21 protein-coding genes and 1 pseudogene are annotated in these 23242 nt (G+C 66.0%); 12 read left to right on the top strand and 10 right to left on the bottom strand.

Annotated elements, in window-relative coordinates:
• Nucleotides 1–201: 201 nt before the first annotated feature.
• Both LQK81_RS02290 and LQK81_RS02285 read right to left on the bottom strand, forming a co-directional pair.
• Nucleotides 202–1212, bottom strand: coding sequence for a ligase-associated DNA damage response exonuclease (locus tag LQK81_RS02290; protein ID WP_230803049.1), 1011 nt, complete (start codon nucleotides 1210–1212; stop codon nucleotides 202–204).
• Nucleotides 1213–1337: 125 nt separating this feature from the next.
• On the bottom strand, nucleotides 1338–1793 hold the full coding sequence (locus LQK81_RS02285; protein ID WP_230803048.1) for a MarR family winged helix-turn-helix transcriptional regulator: 456 nt from the start codon (nucleotides 1791–1793) through the stop codon (nucleotides 1338–1340).
• 128 nt (nucleotides 1794–1921) lie between these two features.
• Here LQK81_RS02285 and LQK81_RS02280 point away from each other — a divergent pair, with 128 nt between their 5' ends.
• Complete coding sequence (locus LQK81_RS02280; protein ID WP_230803047.1) at nucleotides 1922–2392, top strand: DUF1579 domain-containing protein; 471 nt, start codon at nucleotides 1922–1924, stop codon at nucleotides 2390–2392.
• 260 nt (nucleotides 2393–2652) lie between these two features.
• Nucleotides 2653–3519: an amino acid ABC transporter substrate-binding protein gene (locus tag LQK81_RS02275; protein ID WP_230803046.1), complete on the top strand. Its 867-nt coding sequence runs from the start codon at nucleotides 2653–2655 to the stop codon at nucleotides 3517–3519.
• Nucleotides 3520–4191: 672 nt separating this feature from the next.
• Here the strand turns inward: LQK81_RS02275 and LQK81_RS02270 are convergent.
• Together LQK81_RS02270 and LQK81_RS02265 are read right to left on the bottom strand one after the other, a co-directional pair.
• Entirely contained in the window at nucleotides 4192–5736 is a 1545-nt protein-coding gene (locus LQK81_RS02270) for a DUF1254 domain-containing protein (protein ID WP_230803045.1), read from the bottom strand.
• Nucleotides 5737–6009: 273 nt separating this feature from the next.
• Nucleotides 6010–8310, bottom strand: a complete 2301-nt coding sequence (locus LQK81_RS02265; RefSeq protein ID WP_230803044.1) for a sensor domain-containing protein — start codon at nucleotides 8308–8310, stop codon at nucleotides 6010–6012.
• Nucleotides 8311–8604: 294 nt separating this feature from the next.
• Between LQK81_RS02265 and LQK81_RS02260 the strand changes: the two genes are divergently transcribed.
• The 3 genes from LQK81_RS02260 to LQK81_RS02250 all read left to right on the top strand — a co-directional run bounded on the left by LQK81_RS02260 (nucleotide 8605) and on the right by LQK81_RS02250 (nucleotide 11629).
• Nucleotides 8605–9972: a TIGR03808 family TAT-translocated repetitive protein gene (locus LQK81_RS02260; protein ID WP_230803043.1), complete on the top strand. Its 1368-nt coding sequence runs from the start codon at nucleotides 8605–8607 to the stop codon at nucleotides 9970–9972.
• Between the two features lie 303 nt (nucleotides 9973–10275).
• Entirely contained in the window at nucleotides 10276–10578 is a 303-nt protein-coding gene (locus LQK81_RS02255) for an ArsR/SmtB family transcription factor (protein WP_230803042.1), read from the top strand.
• Between the two features lie 61 nt (nucleotides 10579–10639).
• Nucleotides 10640–11629 (top strand): zinc-dependent alcohol dehydrogenase family protein, encoded by a 990-nt coding sequence (locus tag LQK81_RS02250; RefSeq protein ID WP_230804381.1) that lies wholly within the window; start codon nucleotides 10640–10642, stop codon nucleotides 11627–11629.
• A 120-nt stretch (nucleotides 11630–11749) separates the two neighbouring features.
• Here LQK81_RS02250 and LQK81_RS02245 read toward each other — a convergent pair whose 3' ends face one another.
• Nucleotides 11750–12253 carry a copper chaperone PCu(A)C gene (locus LQK81_RS02245; protein WP_230803041.1) on the bottom strand — a complete coding sequence of 168 codons (504 nt, stop codon included), beginning with the start codon at nucleotides 12251–12253 and terminating at the stop codon, nucleotides 11750–11752.
• A 268-nt stretch (nucleotides 12254–12521) separates the two neighbouring features.
• On the opposite strand from LQK81_RS02245, the gene LQK81_RS02240 reads away from it, so the two are divergent.
• Nucleotides 12522–13181 carry a glutathione S-transferase family protein gene (locus LQK81_RS02240; RefSeq protein WP_230803040.1) on the top strand — a complete coding sequence of 220 codons (660 nt, stop codon included), beginning with the start codon at nucleotides 12522–12524 and terminating at the stop codon, nucleotides 13179–13181.
• On the opposite strand, the gene LQK81_RS02235 is transcribed toward LQK81_RS02240, so the two are convergent.
• Entirely contained in the window at nucleotides 13141–14085 is a 945-nt protein-coding gene (locus LQK81_RS02235; RefSeq protein ID WP_230803039.1) for a LysR substrate-binding domain-containing protein, read from the bottom strand. The two genes, LQK81_RS02240 and LQK81_RS02235, sit on opposite strands and share 41 nt — an antisense overlap.
• A 137-nt stretch (nucleotides 14086–14222) precedes the next feature.
• Between LQK81_RS02235 and LQK81_RS02230 the strand changes: the two genes are divergently transcribed.
• Together LQK81_RS02230 and LQK81_RS02225 are read left to right on the top strand one after the other, a co-directional pair.
• Nucleotides 14223–14423: a hypothetical protein gene (locus LQK81_RS02230; protein ID WP_230803038.1), complete on the top strand. Its 201-nt coding sequence runs from the start codon at nucleotides 14223–14225 to the stop codon at nucleotides 14421–14423.
• Nucleotides 14424–14490: 67 nt separating this feature from the next.
• Complete coding sequence (locus LQK81_RS02225; protein ID WP_230803037.1) at nucleotides 14491–14850, top strand: MmcQ/YjbR family DNA-binding protein; 360 nt, start codon at nucleotides 14491–14493, stop codon at nucleotides 14848–14850.
• 105 nt (nucleotides 14851–14955) lie between these two features.
• Here LQK81_RS02225 and LQK81_RS02220 read toward each other — a convergent pair whose 3' ends face one another.
• Together LQK81_RS02220 and LQK81_RS02215 are read right to left on the bottom strand one after the other, a co-directional pair.
• On the bottom strand, nucleotides 14956–15576 hold the full coding sequence (locus LQK81_RS02220) for a glutathione S-transferase family protein (protein ID WP_230803036.1): 621 nt from the start codon (nucleotides 15574–15576) through the stop codon (nucleotides 14956–14958).
• A 216-nt stretch (nucleotides 15577–15792) separates the two neighbouring features.
• Nucleotides 15793–16182 (bottom strand): VOC family protein, encoded by a 390-nt coding sequence (locus LQK81_RS02215; RefSeq protein ID WP_230803035.1) that lies wholly within the window; start codon nucleotides 16180–16182, stop codon nucleotides 15793–15795.
• Nucleotides 16183–16683: 501 nt separating this feature from the next.
• On the opposite strand from LQK81_RS02215, the pseudogene LQK81_RS02210 reads away from it, so the two are divergent.
• A pseudogene (locus LQK81_RS02210) lies at nucleotides 16684–17849 on the top strand (IS481 family transposase); the annotation flags it as partial.
• Between the two features lie 186 nt (nucleotides 17850–18035).
• On the opposite strand, the gene LQK81_RS02205 reads toward LQK81_RS02210, so the two are convergent.
• Nucleotides 18036–19043, bottom strand: a complete 1008-nt coding sequence (locus LQK81_RS02205) for an asparaginase (RefSeq protein ID WP_230803034.1) — start codon at nucleotides 19041–19043, stop codon at nucleotides 18036–18038.
• 85 nt (nucleotides 19044–19128) lie between these two features.
• On the opposite strand from LQK81_RS02205, the gene LQK81_RS02200 reads away from it, so the two are divergent.
• Both LQK81_RS02200 and LQK81_RS02195 read left to right on the top strand, forming a co-directional pair.
• On the top strand, nucleotides 19129–19866 hold the full coding sequence (locus tag LQK81_RS02200; RefSeq protein WP_230803033.1) for a DUF3750 domain-containing protein: 738 nt from the start codon (nucleotides 19129–19131) through the stop codon (nucleotides 19864–19866).
• Nucleotides 19867–20137: 271 nt separating this feature from the next.
• The gene (locus tag LQK81_RS02195; RefSeq protein WP_442967052.1) at nucleotides 20138–21556 is read left to right on the top strand and encodes an MFS transporter; all 1419 of its coding nucleotides are present in this window, start codon (nucleotides 20138–20140) and stop codon (nucleotides 21554–21556) included.
• Between the two features lie 14 nt (nucleotides 21557–21570).
• Here LQK81_RS02195 and LQK81_RS02190 read toward each other — a convergent pair whose 3' ends face one another.
• On the bottom strand, nucleotides 21571–22587 hold the full coding sequence (locus LQK81_RS02190; protein WP_230803032.1) for an NAD(P)H-quinone oxidoreductase: 1017 nt from the start codon (nucleotides 22585–22587) through the stop codon (nucleotides 21571–21573).
• A gap of 340 nt (nucleotides 22588–22927) precedes the next feature.
• Here LQK81_RS02190 and LQK81_RS02185 point away from each other — a divergent pair, with 340 nt between their 5' ends.
• Nucleotides 22928–23185 (top strand): DUF1344 domain-containing protein, encoded by a 258-nt coding sequence (locus LQK81_RS02185; protein ID WP_230803031.1) that lies wholly within the window; start codon nucleotides 22928–22930, stop codon nucleotides 23183–23185.
• Nucleotides 23186–23242 lie beyond the last annotated feature (57 nt).

Below are 23242 nucleotides of genomic sequence, written 5' to 3'. Positions count from 1 at the left end.
CGGGCCACCTTCTCCCCGACGGGGAGAAGAGGGAGTGCGCGGGTGGCGCAACGTTACCAAACATTCCTTTGGCGAGGGCGTGGCCGTCCGGGCTCCTCTCCCCATCGGGGAGAAGGTGCCGGCAGGCGGATGAGGGGGGCGGCGGGGATGGCACGGCCGCAATGAGGGTGTCAGTCCGATTGCGATGAAGCACCATCACCATCAATCCCCCTCGTCCTCATACCCCACGAGGTGCAGCGGGCGGGCGGGGATGTTGGCGAGCTCGCACCAGCGCACCAGCGCCTCCTCGCGGCCATGAGTGACCCAGACCTCGGCGGGAGCGAGGTCGCGGATGGTTTCGGTCAGTTCGGGCCAGTCGCAATGGTCGGAGATGACGAGCGGCAGCTCGACGCCGCCCTGCCGGGCGCGCTGGCGCACCATCATCCAGCCGGAGGCAAAGGCGACCAGCGGCTCGGGGAAGCGGCGCGCCCAGCGCTCGCCGAAGGCCGACGGCGGGCCGACGATCACGGCGCCGGAGAAATCGGTCGGATCCCCCTTCTCAAGCGTCGCCGGGCGCAGCTCGCCGAGATCGATGCCGCGCGAGACGTAGTAGTCGCAGAGCCTTGCCAGCGAACCGTGGATGTAGATCGGCCGGTCATAGCCGCAGTCGCGCAGGAGCCGGATGACGCGCTGCGCCTTGCCGAGCGAATAGGCGCCGACGAGGTGGCTGCGCCCGGGAAACTGCTGCAGCGAGGTCAGAAGCTTGCCGATCTCGCCCTTCGGGTCGGGGTGGTGGAACACCGGCAGGCCAAAGGTCGCCTCGGTGATGAAGACGTCGCAGGCGACCGGCTCGTAGGGCGCGCAGGTCGGGTCGGGGCTGCGCTTGTAGTCGCCGGAGACGCAGAAGCGGATGCCGCCGGCCGAAATCGCGATCTGCGCCGAGCCGAGCACGTGGCCGGCCGGATGGAAGGAGACCTGCGTGCCCGAGAGGTCGATCGTCTCGCCAAAGGCGACGGCCTGCGCGGTGCCGCAGAAATCCGCGCCGTGGCGGATCGCCATGATGTCGAGCGTTTCGCGGGTGGCCAGCACCGCGCCGTGGCCGGCGCGGGCATGGTCGGAATGGCCGTGGGTGATCAGCGCGCGGGCGACCGGCCGCATCGGATCGACGTAGAAATCGCCGGAGGGGCAATAGAGGCCGGCGGGCGCCGGATAGAGCAGCTGATCTGGCTTCATCCCCGGAAAGATAGGCGAATTTGCGCGGGCCGCCAGAGCGGGCGGCGACTTTGCGGCGGCATGCCCCGGCGAACCCGGCCACTCCGCCATCGCGCCGCATGACGGGCGCTCGAGATGGCTGCCGCTCAGGACAGCATCTTCAATCCCTGCCGCAGCGCATCGACGTCGATGCCCGCGAGGCCGGCTTCGACCGCGGCATGGGTTTCGACCCAGATCGGCAGGGCGCGGGCCAGAAGGTCCCTGCCCGCTTCGGTCAGCGCCAGCCTGCGGCCGCGGCGGTCGCGCGGATCGGGCAGGACGGCGACGAGGCCGCGGCGCGACAGCGGCTTGACGGCCGCCGTCAGCGTCGTCCGGTCCATGGCGAGCAGGGCCGCGATAGGCCCCATCGGCGGCGGCTCGGGACGATTGAGCGCCATCAGCAGCGAGAACTGGCCGTTGGTCAGGCCCACCGGGCGAAGCGCCTCGTCGAAGCGGCGCCCGAGCGCGCGGGCGGCCCTCTGGGCATGCAGGCAGAGGCAATGGTCACGCACATGCAGCGTGGTATCGTGGGAAACGGCGGCGGGGGCGGCATGCTCGGTCATTTGCACTACTGTTGATATCAACGTAGTCTTGTCAAGAGCCACCATGTCGCAGGTCCCAAGCTGGTCTTGGCGGCTGGCGGATGGCTCCGGGTTTCTATCGCGGACAACACGCACGGGAGGTAGCGGCAATGGCAGAGATCACGACACAGCACCGGTGGCTGGAGCGGCTGGTGGGCACCTGGGACGTCTCCGACGAGGCGACAGCCGGACCGCCGGCGGAAACCACCTGGACGGAGACCGTCCGCCGCGTCGGCGGGCTGTGGGTGCTGTGCGAGGGCCGCGGGCTGATGCCGGACGGCGAGCCGGGCGAATCGGTGATGACGATCGGCTACGATCCCGCCCGCGACCGCTATACCGGCACCTGGATCGGCTCGATGATGACGCATCTGTGGCACTATGACGGGATCCTGGAGCCGACCGGCAACGTGCTGGCGCTGCACAGCGAGGGCCCGGATTTCGAGAACGAGGGCAAGCGCCTGCCCTATCAGGACGTGATCACCTTCATCGACGACGACCACCGCACGCTGACCGCGATCGTCAACAAGCCGGGCAAGGGCTGGGAGAAGATGATGGAAGTCCACTACTGGCGGCGGCGATAGGCGCTCGTCCTTCCCCGCCTGCTGGGAAGGGACGCAGGAGGCGCAGCGGGCGCGGTGCGGCAGGCGCGGAGGCATCCTTGCGGCATATGCCGGCATGGGCGGATCGACCTTGCGAAGATGACGAGACAGCCGGACGACGCCGGGCGTCCTCGGTTGACATATGGGGGGCAGCCCATAAGCTGCGCGCACGCCTTCGGCATCGACACCGTTTTGGGAGACAGGATCATGCAGGTGCCCCGCAGACACGTATGGCCAGGCGCATGAGACGGCTTCTGCTGGCGAGCCTCGCCCTTTGCCTTTCCGCCCTGGCGACCGCGGCCGCGACGCTCGACACGATTGCGAAGCGTGGAACCGTGCGTATCGGCTACATCGCCGACCAGGCGCCCTTTTCCTCCAGCCAGGCGGGGGCGGAACCGGCGGGATATGCCATCGACCTGTGCGGCAGGATCGTCGACGAGATCGAACATCAGTTTCCGCAGTTGAAACGCGAATATGTCGAGATGACGCTCGCCAACGGCTTCGATGAGGTCAGGAACGAAGAGATCGACCTGCTTTGCGGTTCCATCACCGTGACCTTGCAGAGGCGGGAGACCGTCGATTTCTCGCAACCGATCTTTCTCACCGGCGCGAGCGCGCTCTTGCGCAAGGATTCGCCCGACTACCTGCAGACGCTCTTTCTCGACGGACCCGCCGTTCACGCCGTCAGCGAGCGCCCGGCCACGAACGTCATCGGCATGCGCGCGAACACGACGACGACGGCGACCCTTCACGAGGCGCTTGCGATCCAGGAATCCAAGACCCGGCTTGCCGATTTCAACACGCACGAGGACGGGCTCAAGGCGCTGGAGGATCGCAAGATCGATGCCTACATCGCCGATCAGGCGCTGCTCGTCAGCCTGGCCAAGCGGGCGCGCGATCCCTCCGCGCTCAAGGTCGGCGACCGCCTGATCACGCATGAACCCTATGCGATCGCACTGCGCCGCGGCGACGCCGACTTCCGCCTGCTGGCAGACCGTGCGCTGACGGAATTCTACCTGTCCGACGATTTCCTGCCGCTGCTGGAGACCTATTTCGGCGCCGAAGCACCGATGCTGCACACGCAGATCATCATGCAGCACGTGCCGTAGGTCGAGCGGGCGGGCGGAAGCCGGTTTGCCTGCGCGGTCTTCGGAGAATGTCTGCGGAAGGGCCGGCAACGGCAAACCATGATATCGCGGACGGCCCATCGCGGGCGATGGGCCGTCCAGACTTTGCCCGATCACACCAAGCTCGAAAGCACTGCCCGATACCTCCGGGCAAGCCCACTCATGCCGTGTGCGTGGGAATGTCATGATCTCTGCGTCAACATGGCTGATGTCGTATGCAGCAGTTCTGAGGTAGTGCTCCGTCACGACAGATAGCGTCAAGCAACAGCCTGGAAATATCCGAAATGTGGGATTGGTTCCCTATAGTCTTCTTTCCGCTCAAGATTCTCGTGTTAGGCACGGGTATGTTCTTCGCCATCAAGTGGCATCACGATCAAGCGAAGAAGAAATAGCGAAACCAGCGGACCGCAAGCGCCCGCCGATTGGAGAAGCGCCGCCGTTTGGTCCGTTTAGGGGCCAGTTTAAGACCTTGGCATCGGGCGGCGATGTGTCCGCTTGTCGTGTCGCATTTCTCTGCAGCGGACGGTCCGCTGCCGGCCCCCAAGCTGCCATCTGATAACTACGGCGCGATTGACCGTTTTGCGCCTACACCGGACATCGGAGCACCATTTGCGATGCCCGTTCCAACTTGAAGACATGAACTCTGATCTGATGCTAGAGCGCCTCGATCTTCGGAGGCTGCCATGAACCATCCAGGATCGGCTCCTTGCCCCAATAGGCCCGTATATAGAGCGAGAAGCGCCCGTCTGGTGCGGGAACCCAGTTGCTCTCCTTGTCCCCTCCGGGGTTCTTCGCGCCGGCATGGAGCGTCAATGATCCGTCTGTATTCCGCTTCAGGTTCTTGTTTTTGGTTCCGAGCGAATAGCGCTTGAGATCGTTGGCATGGAACAGGTGCTTGTCGTTGTACAGTGTGAGCGACCAGAAGCCGTTCACCGGCGGTTCCTGCCCCGCTGCGAAAGTGATCGCATAGTTGCCGCTGCCCGTCAGTTCTTTTCCGGACGCGTCGTAGTCGGTGTAGAAGTATTGGGTTTCGTTCGGCCTGTTGTCGAACATGTTCGATTTCGACGTTCCGGTCCGGTTGAAATAGTCAACGCCGAATTGTGCATTGTTGGTTGAACGGTTCCAACCGTTGCCTGCCGGGCGGCCGTTGTGCTTCCACTCGAAGAACGGGTGGATGACGTTTTCCTCCGTTTCCTTGGCAATCTCGACCAGCAATTTCTTCAGTTCGGGGTCCTTCGCTGCCGCATCTTGCAACAAGCGGAACTGGCCATACATGGCCTCTTCGCCTGGCAAGGGATCGGCAGCAGCGATCGCGTCGCCGAACTGATCGAAGAATTTCTCCGGGATAACCCATTTTGTTTCGCCGCCGCCGTCAGCATCGGATGATGGCGGGACCGGAATGTCTTTGACGTTCGCCCACTCGATTGTCTTCATCTCGCCGTTGAAATCCTTGAGTGGATAGAAGACGACCTGATTGATCGCTGACTGGATGGCTTTCTTGTCTTCCGGGGTGTCGTCCTGGAAAATACGCGGAATGGCATTGGCGAGGGAGGTCGAACTACGGATGACGTCGGTAATCCCGTCGGGCTTCAGGCCATTCCACCTTGGACCGACGAGAAGGTAGAAACCGGGCTTTGTCCCGTATGGCTTGCCCAGTTGGCCGAATTGGTCGGTACGAGCATCATAAAGGGCATAGACCCAGAACCGGTCGCCGAAATCGGGAACCTGCGCCACAACCGGTTCTTCATCGAGCGAGAAGAAGCCCAGTCCATAGACGACATCCTGATTGGGGCATGTGACGAACGTTTCCGAGGGTTCGATATAGTCATGCAACATGCCGACCTGACCGCGAGGCGCGGCGGGCAGAATGCCGCCGAGCAAACCCGGATATGGTGCTTGGGTGATTTTGGCCTTGCGATTCAGCATGTTGACAATTGGCCATCCCCAGACATAGGCCATTTGTGCAATCGTCTTCGCATAGCCCGGATGCATGAGAATGCCTGTGGCAGGCATTGTGATTTCGGATGCAGACGCAGGGGTTTGGGCCTGTGCCGCGCCTGCCATGGCAACCATCGGCGCCGCGACCAATGCGGGTGTGGCTGCGCTTGCGCCAAAGGCTGCGAACGCCGCTGTCCCCAAGCTTCCCTTCATTACATCTCGGCGGCTGACCTTCATATTTTCATCCGTTGCATTGGCCATAATCCACACCCTCATTGCTCGACGATGAAAAATAGCGGAGGCCCGCCCCCGTGTTGTCGCCTTTGACGAGAGCGACATGTCCTAGTTGTAGGGCGGACGCGCAGTTTTCAAAGTGCGGTGAAACAAAAACACTTGCACGGAGTTGAGCTTGGTTTTGCGGATGGCCGCTTCGGGCCGAAGGCGGCCATGACGGCGTCTGCTGCCGAGTAGCATAGATTTCCGGCAGGGGCACGGCAGCGGACTGTCGGGTATCGCCGCACACGCCGAGACAGCTCAGATATTGGGAATGCGGAGCAGGGTCTCGATGCCTTCGGCGCGCACGGGCTTGCTCAGATAGTAGCCCTGGATCTCGTCGCAGCCGGCGCCGCGCAGGAATTCCAGTTGCTCGCGGGTCTCCACACCCTCGGCGATCACCCTCAGTTGCAGCGTATGGGCGAGCGAGATGATGGCGCGGGCGATCGCCGCGTCGTCGGGATCGTCGGGCAGGTCCTGGACGAAGGAGCGGTCGATCTTCAGGCGATCGACCGGGAAGCGCTTGAGCGCGCTGAGGCTGGAATAGCCGGTGCCGAAATCGTCGATCGCCAGATGCACGCCCAGTTCCTCCAGCCGGTGCATGAGGGCGACGGCCTGCTGCACGTCCGCCATGATCACGCTTTCGGTCAGTTCGAGCTCGAGATAGCGCGCCTCCAGCCCGCTTCTCTTCAGGGCAGACGCCACCCGCTCGACCCATTCCGGCTCCTGGAACTGGCGGGCGGAGACGTTGACGCTGACGACGACCGGCGGCAGGCCGGCGTCCTGCCAGGCCTTGTTCTGCCGGCAGGCGGCCCGGAGCGTCCAGTCGCCGATCTGGCCGATCAGGCCGGCCTCCTCGGCGAAGGGAATGAAGTCGCCGGGCATCAGCAGCCCGCGCTCGGGGTGGTTCCAGCGGATCAGCGCCTCGACGGCGAAGATGTGCCCGGTCTTCAGGTCCATCTGCGGCTGGTAGTGGAGCACGAATTCCTGGCGCGCGATCGCCCGGCGCAGTTCCTCCTGGTAGCGCAGCTTCTCGTGCGCGCTCGACGCCATCTCGGCGGTGAAGAACTGCAGGGCGTCGCGGCCGATCTCCTTGGAGCGGTACATGGCGAGGTCGGCATTGGCGAGCAGTTCCGTGGCGTTGCGGCCGTGGCCGGGATAGAGCGCGACGCCCATGCTGCAGGTGACCTGCACGCTGTGGCCCTCGAGCAGGACGGGATCGGCGACCGCCCTGCGGATCGATTCCAGCCGGACCGACAGTTGCTCGTTCCTGCGGCGCGGACCGGTGAGCAGGACGACGAACTCGTCGCCGCCGAGGCGCACCAGCGAATCCTCCGGGCGCAGCTTGTCCAGCATCCGCCGCGACACCGTCTTGAGCAGTTCGTCGCCGGCGTGATGGCCGAGGCTGTCGTTGACCAGCTTGAAGTTGTCGAGATCGATGAAGGCGACGGCGATCGTGCCGTTGGCGTCGTCGGCGGCCTCGATCGCGCTCGAGATGCGCTCGTCGAGCATGCTGCGGTTGGGCAGGCCGGTGAGCACGTCATGATGGGCGACAAACTGGATGCGGTCCTCGGCCTGCTTGCGCTCGATCGCGATGCCGGCGATGTGCGTGGCCATGCCGAGCAGCTTCTGGCAGGCGGCGGACGGCAGGCCGGGCGTGCGCCCGTAGAGCCCGAGCGAACCGAGCACCTGGCCCTGATAGGAGAGGATCGGCGCCGACCAGCAGGAACGGAAGCCGAAAGGCAAAGCGAGGTCGCGGTAGCCTTCCCAGAGCGGATCGGCCGCGATGTCGGCGACGAACACCGGCTCGCCGCGCCACATGGCGGTGCCGCAGGAGCCGACCGCCGGGCCGATCGGGATGCCATCGATGCGGGTGAAGCAGTCCGGGTCGAGATTGGGGGCAGCGACGTGCCGCAGGCAGTTTTCCGCCGGGTCGAGCAGCAGGATCGAGCCCGCGACATCGGCGACCTGCCCCTCGATCAGGTGGATGAGCGCGGTGAAGACATCCTTCAGCGGCGCGCCGACCGCGATCATCTTCAGAAGCTCCGCCTGGCCGAGATGCAGTTGCTCCTGGCGCATGCGCTCGGTGATATCGCGGGCAATGCCGATGATGCCGACGATCTCGCCCTGCTCGTTGCGCATCGGCAGCTTGGAGGTGAGCAAGCACTTCAGCCCGCCCCGGCCGTCCGGGATCTTCTCCTCCATGTCCAGCATCGGCTCGCCCGAGCGCATGATCTCCTGCTCGATCTCGAAGAACTGCTGCGCGAGTTCGGGCGGAAAGAGGTCGAAATCGGTCCTGCCGGTCAGGTCCGTCTCCCTATAGAGATCGGAGATGACGGAGTGGTTGGCCAGCAGAAAGCGGCTGTCGCGGTCCTTGAAGAAGAAATAGTCCGGCGCCTGGTTGATCATCGCCTCCATCCAGTAGGCGCGACTGTGCGGATCGCCGGCGATGGGAAAACGGCGCGCAGCCTCCGCCATCAGCCGCTCGCTCGCCGCGAGCAGGCGCGATGTCGGATCTATCGTCTCGCCTTCCGGCGGCGACAAATGCTCTGACAACTGCATCCGCAATTCCCCAACCTGCCTGCCTTGTGTGCGGCAGAACCTCGTCATTGCAACCCAAGGCTACACTCCAGACCATTATCCAAAGCTGAATCCATTCGTTCCAATGCCGGATATCCGGCGACTTCCGCACGGAAACGGCACGGCGGCCGGGCCGGTCGGTGCCCCGTTTTCGCAAGCCGTCCCGCGATGGACACGCCCTCCGGCGGCGGCGGGGCGCGATCACGCGGAATCCGTGTCATTTCGGCACAAAACAACCTGGCACGGTTCCTGCTCCCCGTAGGCCAAGGAGCAGAAATGGTTACCAGACGCCTAATCATCTCTTCGATCGGCCTCGGGGTGCTCGGCGCAGCCGCGCCGGCGCGCGCCGCCGGCATGCCGGCCGCAATCGAGGTCGACCTGCGCGGCGCCATCGACGCCTCGGCGCATGGCGTGCGGCCAGGCGGCGGCGACCGCAAGAGCAAGGCCTTTTCCAGGCTCCTGGAGGAGGCTGCGGCGAAGCAGATGCCGGTCTTCCTGCCGCCCGGCGACTATGTCGTCTCCAACATCGACCTGCCCGACAACACGCGGCTGACCGGCGTTGCCGGCGCCACCCGGATCCTCTACGGCGGCGACGGCTACCTGTTCGCCTGCCAGGGCGCCGGCAGCATCGTGCTCGAAGACCTGGTGATCGACGGCAACAACCGCTGGCTCGACGACACGGTGGAAGGCCTCGTCCATCTTGCCGCCGCCAGCGACGTCAGGATCGAGAACTGCGAGATCAAGGGCTCGTCGAAATCCGCGCTCCACCTGGAGCGTTGCGGCGGCCGCATCGAGAAGAACCGCATTTCAGGCGCGGCGGCGCATGCGATCCATGCGATCGAGAGCACCGGGCTTTCGATCGCCGCCAACACCGTGCTCGACTGCGCCGGCGGCGGCATCCTCGTGCACCGCTGGACCAAGGGGCCGGACGGCACGATGGTGACCGGAAACCGGGTCTCGGGCATCGGCGCGCGCAGCGGCGGCACCGGCGAATACGGCAACGGCATCAACATCTTCCGCGCCGACAACGTGATGGTGACGAACAATCACCTCTCCGACTGCGCGTTTTCCGCGATCCGCTCCAATGCCGGCTCCAACGTCCAGATATCCGCGAACACCTGCCTCGCCTCGGGGGAGACGGCGATCTACTCCGAATTCGGCTTTGAAGGCGCGATCGTCAGCGGCAACCTGATCGACGGGGCGGCCAACGGCATCCTGATCGTCAATTTCAACGAGGGCGGCCGGCTGGCGACGGTCACCGGCAACGTCGTGCGCAACCTCAGGCTGGAAGGCCCCTATGTGCACGACGGGGCGGGCTTCGGCTTCGGCATCGCCGTGGAGGCCGACACGGTCGTCAGCGGCAACACCATCGAGAACGCGCCGAGATACGGCCTGATGCTCGGCTGGGGCCCCTACATGCGCGGCCTCGTCGTCAACGGCAATCTCGTGCGCGCCGCCCCCATCGGCTGCGCCGTGACCGTGGTCGAGGGCGCCGGCACGGCGCTCATCTCGGGCAATGTCTTTTCGGAAACGCCGCAGGGCGCCATCGCCGGCTACCGCTGGAACGAGCGGACGACGGGCGAGCTTGCGGACGGGGCGGAGCCCTTCGCCCATCTCACGATCGAGCGCAACCGGACGGGATAAGCCGGGCAGGCGCTCCCGCGGTGCGCGTCTGGCCGACGCGCCCGCGGTCAACTCGAACACCGGCCGCTGGGCGACCCGCCTCGCGGCCTCTGGAACTCGCCCCTTCCGGTTTCCCGAACGCCGGAGGGGGCGATGGGGCGGGATGGGGAAGGTTACTCTGCGTACCTTTCCCATCTCCGTCCGCCCCGATCGGCCCGCCCCGGTCTGCCGTTGCGCTGCCATCCGGTGTCCCGTCAGCCAAGCCGCAGACATGGCCGCCGCTCTGGGTATTGACATATCGGTAAATCCCGATATTATCAGTGCATGGAATTGCTCGAAATATTCAAAGCCCTCTCAAACCGGACACGTCTTGATATCGTGAAAGGTCTGAAGGATCCCGCGAAGAACTTCCCTCCACAGGATGAAGGCGACGTTCATACAGTAGGGGTCTGCGTCAGCAGTATTCAAGAAGGCGTCGGGCTGTCGCAGTCGACGGTGTCCGACTATCTGGCAACGCTGCAGCGCGCAGGCCTGGTCGAAGTCCGGCGCATAGGTCAGTGGACCTACTACAAGCGGAACGAAGCAACCATCCGTGCTCTGGCCGAGATCATCGGCAAGGACCTGTAATTTTTGCCACATAATATCGAGATTTCTCGATATTCCTTTTTAACGAAGTGAGAATATGGAAATGAAAGCGATGACACTCAATTCCTTTGGCGGCCCGGACGCGTTCGAGCTTCGCGACATGCCAAAGCCCGTTCCGCAGGCCGGACAGGTCCTGGTGCGGGTCCATGCCACGTCGATCAACCCCCTGGATTATCAGGTTCGGCGCGGCGACTATCGCGACCTTGTTCCCTTGCCGGCCATCACCGGTCATGACGTTTCCGGCGTTGTCGAAGCCGTCGGTCCGGGCGTGACGGCGTTCTCGCCGGGAGACGAGGTCTGGTACACCCCGCAGATATTCGACGGTCCGGGAAGCTACGCCGAATACCACGTTGCGAACGAGGACATCATCGCAAGGAAGCCCGCCTCGCTCAGCCATCTCGAAGCGGCCAGCCTGAGCCTGGTCGGCGGGACGGTGTGGGAAGCGCTGGTCGGGCGCGTGGCGCTCCGGGTGGGCGAGAGCATCCTGATCCATGGCGGCGCCGGAGGGGTCGGTCATGTGGCGATCCAGGTGGCGAAAGCCATCGGCGCGAAGGTGTTCACGACGGTGCGCGAGGACAACTTCGCGTTCGCCCGCAGTGTCGGGGCCGATGTCGTCATCGACTACACGAAAGAAGACTATGTCGACGCCGTCTTGCGGGAAACGGATGGCCGCGGGGTCGATGTCGTGTTCGACACGATTGGCGGCGACGCGTTGTCCCGCAGCCCGGACGCGCTCGCGCAACTGGGCCGCGTTGTCTCGATCGTGGATATCGCACAGCCGCAGAACCTCATCGAAGCCTGGGGCAAGAACGCCAGTTTTCACTTCGTGTTCACCCGGCAGAACCGCGGCAAGCTCGACGAGTTGAGCACCTTGGTGGAACGTGGCCAGCTGCGGCCGCATGTGGGTGCCGTCTATCCGCTTGCCGACATTGCGCTCGCCCATGCCCGGCTGGAGACCCCGAACAACGGTCTTCGAGGAAAGATCGCGATTGCAGTCGATCCGTCAGCCCGTCTCGCAGGTGCGGACTCCTGACCGTCGAACGCACTGAAAGGAACGCCATGATTGATGAGATCGCTCCGGCTAGAGCAATTCCAGCAAAAGTGGCGTAAAAACCGGAGCATTGTCGGCGGTTCGATGATCGCCGGCAATGCTCTAATGTGCCTTGTGGCCCGCGCCCGCCGCGCCGCCGGACCTGAACGCCTCCACCTCGAACTCGACCTCGACCGCGCCCGCCTTCTCGAAAGTCAGGGTGGCGGGGAAGCTCTCGCCTTCCCTGAAGGGGGCGGCGATCCTCATGAACATCACGTGCATCCCGCCGGTCTCGAGCCTGACGGTCGCGCCGGGCGGGACCGGGATGCCGTCGGGGAGCTTGCGCATCTGCATGACGTCGTCCTGCAGGCTCATCTCGTGCATCTGCACCTCGCCGGAGACCGGCGAGGTGATGGAGACGAGGCGATCGGGCTCGGCGCCGTGATTGACGAGGGTGAAGAAGCCGCCGCCGACCGGCTGGCCGGGCATCGTCGCCTTGGCAACCGGCTGGAGGACCTCGATGCTGCCGGCCTTGTAGTCCCGCGCCGCCGCGCCGAAGGCCGGGGCCAGAAGCAGCGGGGCCAGAAGCAGCAGCCCCGCCGAAAGGATGTTGAAAAGCCGATTCATCCCGGGTCCCCCTGTTGATCCCGACCCTTCGCGGGCGCGCCCGCCTGTGCTGCCCGTGCGGCAATCACGCGGAAGCGGCACGGAACCCCGGCAGGAACCCCGTGGACGAGAAAGGTCAAGCGCGATCATACCGCATCGCGCCTGACCTTTCGCCCCCTGCCCGACCGCGGCACATCCGATCACCACAATTCATCGTTCGATCACTGGCACGCGCTGTCATCCTGGCCGCCGCTTGCCTATGGTGCGGCACCGAAACGGAGGACCGCACATGCTCACGATCTACGGCGTCTATCGCTCGCGCGCGTCGCGAAACTACTGGATGGCAGGCGAACTCGGCCTTGCCTTCGCCTCCGTGCCGGTGATCCAGGCGCGGCGGCTCGACGATCCGGCTGCGGCCGATGCGCCGCTGAACACGCAGTCGCCGGACTTCCTCGCCGTCAACCCGACCGGCCTCATCCCCTGCATCGACGACGACGGCTTCGTGATGAGCGAATCGCTGGCGATCAACCTCTACCTCGCGCGCAAGCATGGCGGCCCGCTGTCCGGCCTGACGCTTAACGAAGAGGCGGAGATGCTGCAATGGACGACATGGGCTGCGACGGAGGTGGAGCCGCATGCGGTCAAGATCATCCTGGCGCTCGATACCCATGCGGCTGAGAGCGAGCAGGGACGGCTGACGATCCGCGCCGCCACCAAGGCATTGAAGAAGGCATTCGCGTTGCTCGACCGGCGGCTCGCCGCAACCGGCCATGTCGTCTCTGACCGCTTCACCGTCGCCGACCTGAACCTCGCCGAGGTGTTCCGCTACACGATGAGCGAGACGGAACTCTTCGATGCCGCGCCGAACGTCAGGGCATGGCTTGCCGCCTGCCAGGCGCGGCCGGCCTTCAAGGCGATGATGGCGGCGCGGCAGCAGGAGCTGGAATAGGCCCGCCGCCGCCATCGTCGCCGATGCTTTCGGCGATCGCGCGGCGCATCCATGTCTTGAAGAGCGTGACCTTGCGCGGCTCGCGCACGTCCGGTGCAGTGATGAAGTAATAGCCCATGCCGGTCTTCACCCGGATGCCGAAGGGGGCGACCAGCCGGCCTTCCGCCAGCGCCCAGGAGGCGAGGATCGGCCAGGCCAGCAGCACCCCCTGGCCGGCGAGCGCGGCGTCGAGGCAGAGCGAGGCGTCGCTGAACACATGGCGGGTGCGCGGCGGCGGCTGGTCCAGCCCCGCCGCCGCAAGCCAGCGGTCCCAGGTGAATTCGTCGTTCGCATCGATCACCGCCGGCATGTCGACGAGGTCGGCCGGTGTCTTCAGCCGCTTCGCCAGGTCCGGCGTGCAGACCGGAAACATCTCCTGCGGCAGCACGAATTCCGCTTGCACGCCCGGCCAGGTGCCCGGGCCGATGCGGATGCCGAGATCGACGTCCGAGCCCGACAGGTCGGCAAGCGCGGTCGTCGATTCGATCCGCAGGCTGATCTCGGGGTGGGCGGCGCTGAACTGGTGGATGCGGTGGATCAGCCAGCGCGAGGCGAAGATCGGCGCAACCGAGATCACGAGGATCGTGTCGTCGCGATGGCGGGCGTTGCCGACCGCCTCGGCCAGCTCGCGAAAGCCCGCCGAAAGCTTGCGCAGGAACGGGGCGCCGAAGGGCGTTGGCCGCATGCCGCGAGCGGTGCGCTCGAACACCGTGCGCCCCAGTTGCGCCTCGGCCTTGATCACCTGCTGGCTGACGGCGCCGACGGTGACGCCCAGTTCGTCCGCCGCCGCCTGCAGCGAGCCGAGCCGCCCGACCGCCTCGATCGCCCGCAGGCCGTTCAGATGGATGCTGTTCAATGGGTTCATATAGTTTTTCTATAGTATACGCCTGAACTGCTCAATTGAATTCATGGCCGGGCTGAGCCAGTATCCAGTCATACTCCTTTGATCCCAACGCCCACTCGCAAGACACGAGCGGCCAATCCCTTGAACGGGAGAGGACGATGCTGAAGCTTTTCTTGAACCTTTTCACCCCGGTCGACACATTGGTGCGTAAGCCGGACGACCGGGACTGCATCTGGATCCGCGATCCGCTGGCGCATCCCGACATCGAGGCGATGGACGAGCGCCAGCGCGCCGACCTGCCCTTCCATAGCCTTCAGAGGGTCCCCGACCTTTCCGCACCGGCGGCGTGCCGGCCCTGAGCCGTCGTGGGCCACCTTCAGGCAAGGTCGCCGATGCGCTAGTGTCTGTCCGGAGGGAGACGGCACCATGACGGAAACGGAGACGGCAGCGCTCGTGGCGCGCCTGGAGCGGCTGGCGGCGGGGCTGCCCGGCGTCGAGACCGGCACCTCCTATGGTGCCGCCGCGCTGAAGGTCGCAGGCAGGATGATCGCCACGGCGAGGGACGCCGGGACCGTCGTGCTGTCGATGCCGCTCGACGAGAAGGAGCATTTCCTCGAGCTGGCGCCGGAGATCTACTACGAGACGCCGCATTATCACGGCTGGCCGGCCGTGCTGGTGCGCGCCGGCGCGATCGGCGACGACGAACTGCGCCAGCGCCTCGGCGAGGCCTGGCTCAGGCGGGCGCCGGCGAAACTGCGCAAGTTGCGGCCGGCCGGCGACGGATAGCGACGGACCGGGACGGCAGCGGGCGAAGCACCCACCTCGCTTGTTCTTCTGCAATCCAAAATCTGACGGCGAACGGGTGGAGACCCGCAGGTGCCCCTGCGCGGCTCAGCCCGCCGCCCGCTCCAGCGCCCGGGCGACGGCGGGGCGTTCCAGCATGCGGGCACGGTGCGCGGCGACCCGCGGAAAACCGTCGATATCGACGCCGTCCGATTTCAGCCAGCCGCTGATGGTGAAGAGATAGGGATCGGCGACGCTATAGGCCTCGCCCATCGCCCAGGGGCCGGCAGGCATCGTCGCCTCGATCAGGCCGAAGCACTCGGCCATGTTCTGCGGCACCTTCGCCCGCATCGTCTCCTGCGCGGCCGGATCGTCCGACCACCGCGCGCCGCGGCGGAAATGGGCGTGGGCCACGTGGACCGTCGAGCACAGATAGGCGGTGAAGGCCTGCAACTGCGCGAAGGCGAAGGGATCGTCCAGCGGCGCGAGGCGCCTTTCCGGCGTCACCTGCGCGATATAGGCGAGGATCGCCGGCGTCTCGGTCAGGACGCCGCGATCGGTGGCCAGCGCCGGCACGCGGCCCTTGGGGTTGATCTCGAGATAGGCCGGCGAGCGCTGCTCGGAAACGGCGAAATCCACCGTCTTCACCTCGAAGGCCAGCCCGCTCTCCTCCAGCGCGATCAGCGATGCCAGCGCGCAGGTGTTCGGGGCGAAGTGAAGCGTCAGCATGGCGAAATCCTCCGGGCCGTTCGTCGCCGCCGCAACAGAGCGCATATGCCGGCGAATGGCAAGCCGGGAAGCGCGACACCGTCCGGCCGCGTTTTCCGCCGCGGCGGCCAAGACGGACTGCCGGTGCCCCTTCCCCACCCTCATCCCCGGCGCAAGGGCCGAGGATGAGGTCGGGCCTCCTGCGGGGCAGGCAGCCCGTGCGGACGCGGCTGGCGGCTATTCCTGCGCCATGTGCATCATTTCCCAGACGTGGCCGTTGATGTCCTGGAAGCTGCAGCCGTACATCGGGCCGAACTCGATATTGGGCTTCCATTCGCGGGCGCCGGCAGCGAGCGCCTTGGCCTTGAACTCGTCGACCTCGGCGCGGCTTGCGGCGGAGAGGCAGGTCAGCACCTGCGTCTCCTTCTCCGGGTCGCCGACCTTGCCGTTGACGAACTCCTGGAAGCGGGCCTCCACCATCAGCATGACGAAGATCGCGTCGGAGACGACCATGCAGGCGGCCTGCTCGTCGCTGAACTGTTCGTTGAAGGTGAAGCCGAGGGCGCCGAAGAAGCGGCGGGTGGCGGGCATGTCCTTGACGGGCAGGTTGACGAAAATCATGCGCATGCGATCAGTCCTCCGTTTGGTCGCGGCCCGCCTCTCACGGCCGCCGATGCCTCAAGGACGCGCATATAGGGCGCAGACCGACAGCTCCCGCAGATTTTTTTCCACCGGCACGGGAAAGAGGCCTGCCGAGAGGCCGCCGCGGACGGCTCCGGGTGGCGAAGCAGAAAGGGGATGGCGCCAAGGCGGATGCAGTGCCCTCCCCGGCATATCGGCCTTGCGCTGGTACCCCCACGCAGTCCTTGTGCGAAAAAGTGCATTCCCCGCGCCGCGGACGCGACGCTGCTAGATCCCGGCTCGTGGGCCGGGATGACGAAGGTGAGCGGCATACGAAGGCGGATGCGGCCGGCACCGGCTGGAGAAAGGGAACGGCGGTGCCAACGGATGGTTTGTCGGGCCAGTTCTTCCCCGTCATACCGGCCTTGATGTACGGCCTTGATACATAGCTGACAGATGTTCGGAGACATGCCTGACACTTTCCGGAGGTTTTCCGGGAGGTTGTCGATGGTGTGGCAAGCGAGGTCTGTTGTGGATGAGCGGCTGGAATTCTTGCGGTTGGCGGGACTGGAGGGAGCGAATGTCTCCATGCTCTGTCAGCGGTTCGGCATCAGCCGGCAGACCGGTCATCTTTGGCTGAGGCGTCTGCGGGCAGGCGAGCCTGTCGAAGACCGCTGCCGCCGGCCGCATGCCAGCCCGAAACGCACCGATGCAGCTCTCGAGCAAGCTGTCCTTGCGATCCGTGACGACCATCCCGCCTGGGGTGCTCGTAAGATCGCCCGGCGGCTGAAGGATATCGGCATCGCCCCGCCGGCAGCCTCTACCGTCCATGCCATCCTCGCGCGTCACGACCGCATCCGACCGATGCCGGGCGGGGCACCACCCGCGTGCCGCTTCGAGCGCGAGGCCCCTAACCTGCTCTGGCAGATGGACTTCAAGGGATATGTCAGGCTCACCTCGGGCCAATGCTGCCATCCGCTCACCATCATCGACGACCACTCCCGCTTCGCCATCGGCATCGAGGCCTGTGAAAACGAGCAGATGCTGACGGTGCGCGACCGGATGGAGATCATCCTGCGGCGATACGGCCTGCCGATGGCGATCTATACCGACAACGGCAACCCGTGGGGCACGGGCATTCCCAACCAGTGGACGCGATTGCGCGTCTGGCTGCTCAAGCTCGGCATCGATCTGATCCATGCACGGCCCTATCATCCGCAAGGGCGCGGCAAGAACGAACGTTTCCACCGCAGCCTCAAGGCCGAGGTCCTGGCCTTCGCCCCGCTCGCCGACATGGCACAGGCGCAAAAGGCCTTCGACCGCTGGCGCGATCTCTACAACCATCACCGACCCCACCAGGGCATCGGCATGAGCGTGCCGGCCAGCCGCTATCGCGCCTCGCAACGTGCCTTTCCCAAGCGTCTGCCGGAACCCGAATACGACAGCGGCGAGACCGTGCGGAAGGTTCCCTCGACGCGCGCCAACGTCAACTTCAGAGGCAGGACATGGTATGTGCCGAAGGCCTTCTGCGGCGAGCACCTCGCCATCCGACCGCTCGATCGCGACGGTCTCTACGGTGTGTTCTTCGGTGCAAAACAGGTCGCTAAAATCGACTTCGACACAAAACAATGACTGTCAGGCATGTCTCCGAACACCTGTCAGGCATGTCTCCGGACTTTGCACTTGAGCCGGTATCCAGCCGGCGCAAGTCCTTGCGCGAAAAGAGCGTTTCCCGCGTCGCAGACGCGACGCCGCTGGATCCCGGCTCGGGGGCCGGGATGACGGAGGGGAGCGGGGCCGGCCGGGTGGATGCGGCCGGCTCGGCTTGCGAAATGGGGAAGCAGCGATTCCGGCAGGCCCTATCCCCGCAGCGCTTCGCTCACCCGAACGTCGCCGACGGGGAGGCCGTTCCAGTTCTTCATGGCGTGGTCGGCCTGGCGCATCAGGGCGGCGGCGACGGCGGGGTCGTCGTCGAAGAAGCGGGCGAGCGTGGCGGCGACCATGGCTTCGGCGGCGCGGGTGGCGCCGTCCTCGCATTTCAGCGCGATCGCGATGCCCTTTTCGGGGACCGCGGCGCAGAAGACGCCCTCCGCTCCGGTCTTGGCGAAGATGCGGCCCGGCGCCGTCTCCATCAGCCGGCTGCAGGCGCGGCGGGTGCCGGCGACGTAGAAGGGCTCGGCCATGCAGGCGTCGATCAGCCGGCGCGCGGCCATTGCTCGGGCGGGCGGCAGGCCGGCGCCCGTCACCATCCTGGCAAAGCCGTGTGCCAGCGCCTTCAGCGGCACGGCATAGGTGGGGATGGAGCAGCCGTCGATGCCGCAATCGTCGCGGCCGAGCGGCGTGCCCGTCAAGTCCTGCATGACGGCGCGGATCTCCGCCTGGACGGGATGGTCGTAGCCGACATAGCCCTTCAGATCGAGACCGCCGTGGCAGGCTGCGCAGACGAAGCCGGCATGCTTGCCCGAGCAATTGTTGTGCAGGGCCGTCGGGCGCTCGAGCGTGCGCGCCTGGCCGATCAGCACGGGCTGGTCGAAGGACCAGTGCGCGCCGCATTCCAAAACGCCCGCCTCCTGCCCGGCTGCGGCCAGCATGCCGGCCGCCAGCGCCACGTGCTTCGGCTCGCCGCTGTGCGAGGCGCAGGCGAGCGCCAGTTCCCTGTCGCCGAAGCCATAGGCATCGGCCGCGCCGCCTTCGACCAGCGGCAGCGCCTGCATCGCCTTGCAGGCCGAGCGCGGGAAGATCGCAGCCTCGATGTCGCCGCGGGCAAACGCCACCTTGCCGTCGCCGTCGACCGCCACCACCATGCCGCGATGGCGGCTTTCGACGCGATTTCCGCGCGTTACCTCGACGAGAACGGGATTTTCCATTGCCGGTGCCTTCAAAATTCCGATATCGGCTGTGGTATTAGCGGAATTCTCGCCCCGGCGCAGCAGTGGAAACGGAGAAGGCTGCATGAAAATCGGCAGGAAATTCCTGGTCCTGTTCCTGGCCATCTACCTGGTGCCGGCGCTCGCCAGCGCCGGCTACTGGTACCTGCTCGACCGGCCGGGCTCGTGGCGCGAGGCGAACTGGTCCTCGGCCGGCATCCTGCCGCATCCGGGCGACGAGCCGCGGGCGACGATCCACGTCTTCTCGGCTGCGACCGGCGGCATGAAGGGCGCCTTTGCCAGCCACGCCTGGATCGTCACCAAGAAGGAGGGCGCGGAACACTACGACCGCTACGACAAGGTCGGCTGGGGAAGCCCGATCCGGAAGAACGGTTATCCCGCCGATGCCTACTGGTATTCCAACCGGCCGCGCGCCGTCGTCAGCCTCGCCGGCGAGGAGGCGGCAAGGCTCATTGCGAAAGTCGAGGCGGCGATCGCCTCCTACCCTTATGCCCAGGCCGGCGGCTACCGGATGTGGCCGGGACCGAACTCCAACACCTTCGTCGCCCATGTGCTGCGGAATGTCCCCGAACTCGGCGCGGTGCTGCCGCCGGACGCGGTCGGGCGCGACTTCCTGCCCTTCGGCACCTTCGTCGACATCGCCCCGGACGGGCGCGACGTGCATGCGAGCCTGTTCGGGCTGATCGGCTTCTCCGCCGGCCTGCGCAGCGGGCTGGAGATCCACCTCGCCGGCCTCGTCGCCGGCATCGACATCATGCGGCCGGGCGTGAAGATCCCGGCGCTGGGGCGCATCGGGATGTAGGGGGCGCTGCGGGATCAGAACGCAAGGCCCCTCCCAACCCTCCCCACAAGGGGGAGGGCCTTAACCTGGACGCGCCCGCCGAGGCTCGCTTCGGGCAAACGGGTGCCGCGGGTTTTCTCCCCCCTTGTGGGGGAGATGGCCGGCAGGCCAGAGGGGGTTTTAACATGGCGACAGCCCCATCATGCCCCTTCCCTCCGCGGACATTGCGGCGGGCGTGAAAATGTGGTCGGGTGCAACCCCGTCCCGACACACCGGCTCCCGTCAGATCCCCATGGCAGACATGACCCCGCAAGCAGACACGGCGCGCCTTTCGGCGCTCTTTCGACCCGAGAACCTGCTGGCGACGATGATGCTTGGCGGCGGCATCGCGCTGCATGCGGTCGAGACGTATATCACTGCCACGCTGATGCCCTCGATCGTGCGCGACATCGGCGGGCTGCCGCTGTTTGCCTGGGCGACGACGATCTACGTGATCGCCTCGGTGGTCGGCTCGATCTATGTCGCCGTGCGGCCGGCCGGCGTGTCGCTGAACCGCTGCTATGTCTGGGGTGCCGTGCTTTTCGGCGCCGGAAGCCTGATCTGCGCGCTCGCACCGGTCATGGAGATCGTGCTCGCCGGCCGCGCCGTGCAGGGGCTGGGGGCCGGGCTGCTGGTGACGCTCGGCTATGCCTTCATCCGCTTCGTCTATTCCGAGGCGCTGTGGAGCCGGGCCTCGACGCTCTATGCCGCGGTCTGGGGGATCGCCACCTTCGTCGGCCCGAGCATCGGCGGCATCTTCGCCAGCGGCAGCGCCTGGCGCGAAGCCTTCCTCATCCTCGTGCCGATCGCGCTTCTCATGGCCTGGCTCGCGCCGCGCCGGCTGCCATCCGGCGAGGACCGCCATGCCGCAACCCCCGCCCCGTTCGTCCAGATCGCGCTGATCCTGGCCTCGGCCATGCTCGTCTCCTTCGCCGGCTCGGTGACGGCGATATGGCTGCGGGGGGCGCTGGCCGTGGCTGCAGTCGTGGCAGTGACGGCGATGGTGCTTGCCGAACGGCGGGCGAGCGCGCGGCTGCTGCCGGCCGGCGCCGTCGCGCTTTCATCCGCGCTTGCCCGCATCTACCTCATCATGCTGCTGATGCTGGTGGCGCTCGCCTCGGACATCTACATCCCCTATTTCCTGCAGGAACTGCACGGGGTGGCGCCGCTCGCATCGGGCTATCTGGTGGCGCTTCTGGCGCTCGGCTGGACGGCCGCGGCCTTCCTGACGGCCGGCCTGACGGGACGGCGCGCAATCGCCTCGATTGCCGGCGGCACGCTGCTCGAGGCCGTCTCGACCGGGCTGCTGGTGCTGCTTTTGGCGCGCCACAATCCGCAAGGCGACATCGCCGTGCTGGCGGCCGCGACGGTTGCGATCTTCGGCATGGGCTTCGGCGTCGGCATGGGCTGGGCCCACCTCGTCACCCTGGTGCTCAGGCTTGCGCCCGACGACGAGAAGGACAAGGCCTCGGCGGCGATCGTGACGATGCAGGCGCTCGGCACCGCCTTCGGGGCGGCACTTGCCGGCGTGGTCGCCAACAGCACCGGCCTCCTCGATCCCGGCGGCATTGCCGGCAACGTCTCGGCCGCTGCCTGGCTCTATGGCCTGTTCGCGCTCCCGGGCCTTGCCGCCTTCGGCCTCGCCGTCTCGCTGCTCCGCGAGCGCGACTGACGACTGATCAGTCATCAATCGAAGGCGATCACCACCTTGCCGATATGGTCGCCGTGCTCAAGCATGCGGTGGGCATTGGCGACCTCGGCGAACGGCAGCACGGCCTGGATCACCGGCGCCAGCCGCCCGGCGTCGAGCAGCGGCCAGACCTTTTCCCGGAGGTCGTCGCGGATCGCCTGCTTCTCCTCGGCTGTCCGCGGGCGCATGGCCGATCCCATGATCCGCAGCCGCCTCAGGAGGATCGGGCCGAGGTTGACCTTCTCGGCGAAGGTGCCGCCGAGGAAGGCGATGATCGACAGCCGTCCGTCAAGCCCGAGCGACTTGAGGTTGCGGTCGAAATAGGTGGCGCCGACCAGGTCGAGGATGACGTCGACGCCGCGCCTGCCGGTCTCCTCGGCGATGACGGCGGCGAAGTCCTCGGTGCGGTAGTTGATCGCCCGGTGCGCGCCGAGGCCGACGCAGGCCTCGCATTTCTCCGTCGTTCCCGCGGTCGCATAGACCCTTGCGCCGAAGGCCCGGGCAAGCTGGATCGCCGTGGTGCCGATGCCGCTCGTGCCGCCGTGGACGAGCACGGTCTCGCCGGCCTTCAGCTCCGCCATCATGAAGAGATTGGCCCAGACGGTGAAGAAGGTCTCGGGAAGGGCCGCTGCCCTCGCGGCGTCGTAGCCTTTCGGAAACCGCAGCGCCTGGGAGGCCGGGACGGCGCAATATTCCGCATAGCCGCCGCCGTTCGCCAGCGCGCAGACCTTGTCGCCGACCGAAAACGCCGTCACCCCGGGGCCGAGCGCGACCACTTCGCCGGCGACCTCGAGACCGAGGATCGGGCTTGCGCCGGGCGGCGGGGGATAGTCGCCCTTGCGCTGCATGATGTCGGGGCGATTGATGCCGGCGGCTGCGACCCGCACCAGGATCTCGCCCGTGCGAAGCAGCGGAAGGGGGCCGCTGGCGATGACGAGATGCTCCGGCCCGCCCGGCTCCCGGACTTCGACATGGGACATGGTCTCGGGCAACATGGCTTCGGGCGACGGCATGGGCTTTCCTCCGGCTGCGATACGGCAATGCAATTCCTGCGCGACGGGTTCCGACCATAACCGAAAGCGGGCGGCCAAGACAGCCGCAGAGGCGGGCCGGCGCCCCCGGAACATTAAATTTCGGTCATCTGGAATGCCGCCACAATTTGCCACAAACCATTGAAATAGCGACATTTCATGGGCTTGCCGGATTAATTATCTTTAATTTGAAGTGCCCTTCCGCCGGGCATAACGTTCTGCTCGAAGCCGGGAAGCGCCGGCGGTTTTCGCCGCGACGCGACGCCTTCCGGACGGCTTCATCCAATGCCCTCTCCCAGGGCATATACCAGGGACAAGTCTCATGCGTGTTCTTCTTTCCAACCTCGCGATCGTGACCGTTCTCACCGCACCGGCCGTTGCTCTGGCAGCCCAGACGACGACCGGGACAGTCAAGGCCTTCAGCCCGGCAGCGCAGACGCTGACGCTGTCGGACGGCACGAGCTACATGCTGCCGAAGGGCTTCAAGGACCCCGGCATCAAGGCCGGCGAGAAGGTATCGATCGCCTACGACATGGTCGGGAAAAAGCATGAAGCCAAGACTGTGAAGATCCTGCAGTAATTTCCGCAGGAATGATCCTGCAGTGACTTTCGCAGGAATGATCCTGCCGTGACTTCC

Source organism: Rhizobium sp. GN54, from assembly GCF_021026345.1.
GTDB lineage: Bacteria > Pseudomonadota > Alphaproteobacteria > Rhizobiales > Rhizobiaceae > Mycoplana.
Note: the sequence above shows the minus strand (reverse complement) of the source record. Positions and strands in the feature narration are given on the sequence as shown.

What these genes read in the sequence shown, in the direction of transcription:
- LQK81_RS02290 (WP_230803049.1), bottom strand. Translation starts at nt 1,212, where the DNA reads ATGAAGCCAGATCAGCTGCTCTATCCGGCGCCCGCCGGCCTCTATTGC.
- LQK81_RS02285 (WP_230803048.1), bottom strand. Translation starts at nt 1,793, where the DNA reads ATGACCGAGCATGCCGCCCCCGCCGCCGTTTCCCACGATACCACGCTG.
- LQK81_RS02280 (WP_230803047.1), top strand. Translation starts at nt 1,922, where the DNA reads ATGGCAGAGATCACGACACAGCACCGGTGGCTGGAGCGGCTGGTGGGC.
- LQK81_RS02275 (WP_230803046.1), top strand. Translation starts at nt 2,653, where the DNA reads ATGAGACGGCTTCTGCTGGCGAGCCTCGCCCTTTGCCTTTCCGCCCTG.
- LQK81_RS02270 (WP_230803045.1), bottom strand. Translation starts at nt 5,736, where the DNA reads ATGGCCAATGCAACGGATGAAAATATGAAGGTCAGCCGCCGAGATGTA.
- LQK81_RS02265 (WP_230803044.1), bottom strand. Translation starts at nt 8,310, where the DNA reads ATGCAGTTGTCAGAGCATTTGTCGCCGCCGGAAGGCGAGACGATAGAT.
- LQK81_RS02260 (WP_230803043.1), top strand. Translation starts at nt 8,605, where the DNA reads ATGGTTACCAGACGCCTAATCATCTCTTCGATCGGCCTCGGGGTGCTC.
- LQK81_RS02255 (WP_230803042.1), top strand. Translation starts at nt 10,276, where the DNA reads ATGGAATTGCTCGAAATATTCAAAGCCCTCTCAAACCGGACACGTCTT.
- LQK81_RS02250 (WP_230804381.1), top strand. Translation starts at nt 10,640, where the DNA reads ATGAAAGCGATGACACTCAATTCCTTTGGCGGCCCGGACGCGTTCGAG.
- LQK81_RS02245 (WP_230803041.1), bottom strand. Translation starts at nt 12,253, where the DNA reads ATGAATCGGCTTTTCAACATCCTTTCGGCGGGGCTGCTGCTTCTGGCC.
- LQK81_RS02240 (WP_230803040.1), top strand. Translation starts at nt 12,522, where the DNA reads ATGCTCACGATCTACGGCGTCTATCGCTCGCGCGCGTCGCGAAACTAC.
- LQK81_RS02235 (WP_230803039.1), bottom strand. Translation starts at nt 14,085, where the DNA reads ATGAACCCATTGAACAGCATCCATCTGAACGGCCTGCGGGCGATCGAG.
- LQK81_RS02230 (WP_230803038.1), top strand. Translation starts at nt 14,223, where the DNA reads ATGCTGAAGCTTTTCTTGAACCTTTTCACCCCGGTCGACACATTGGTG.
- LQK81_RS02225 (WP_230803037.1), top strand. Translation starts at nt 14,491, where the DNA reads ATGACGGAAACGGAGACGGCAGCGCTCGTGGCGCGCCTGGAGCGGCTG.
- LQK81_RS02220 (WP_230803036.1), bottom strand. Translation starts at nt 15,576, where the DNA reads ATGCTGACGCTTCACTTCGCCCCGAACACCTGCGCGCTGGCATCGCTG.
- LQK81_RS02215 (WP_230803035.1), bottom strand. Translation starts at nt 16,182, where the DNA reads ATGCGCATGATTTTCGTCAACCTGCCCGTCAAGGACATGCCCGCCACC.
- LQK81_RS02205 (WP_230803034.1), bottom strand. Translation starts at nt 19,043, where the DNA reads ATGGAAAATCCCGTTCTCGTCGAGGTAACGCGCGGAAATCGCGTCGAA.
- LQK81_RS02200 (WP_230803033.1), top strand. Translation starts at nt 19,129, where the DNA reads ATGAAAATCGGCAGGAAATTCCTGGTCCTGTTCCTGGCCATCTACCTG.
- LQK81_RS02195 (WP_442967052.1), top strand. Translation starts at nt 20,138, where the DNA reads ATGGCAGACATGACCCCGCAAGCAGACACGGCGCGCCTTTCGGCGCTC.
- LQK81_RS02190 (WP_230803032.1), bottom strand. Translation starts at nt 22,587, where the DNA reads ATGCCGTCGCCCGAAGCCATGTTGCCCGAGACCATGTCCCATGTCGAA.
- LQK81_RS02185 (WP_230803031.1), top strand. Translation starts at nt 22,928, where the DNA reads ATGCGTGTTCTTCTTTCCAACCTCGCGATCGTGACCGTTCTCACCGCA.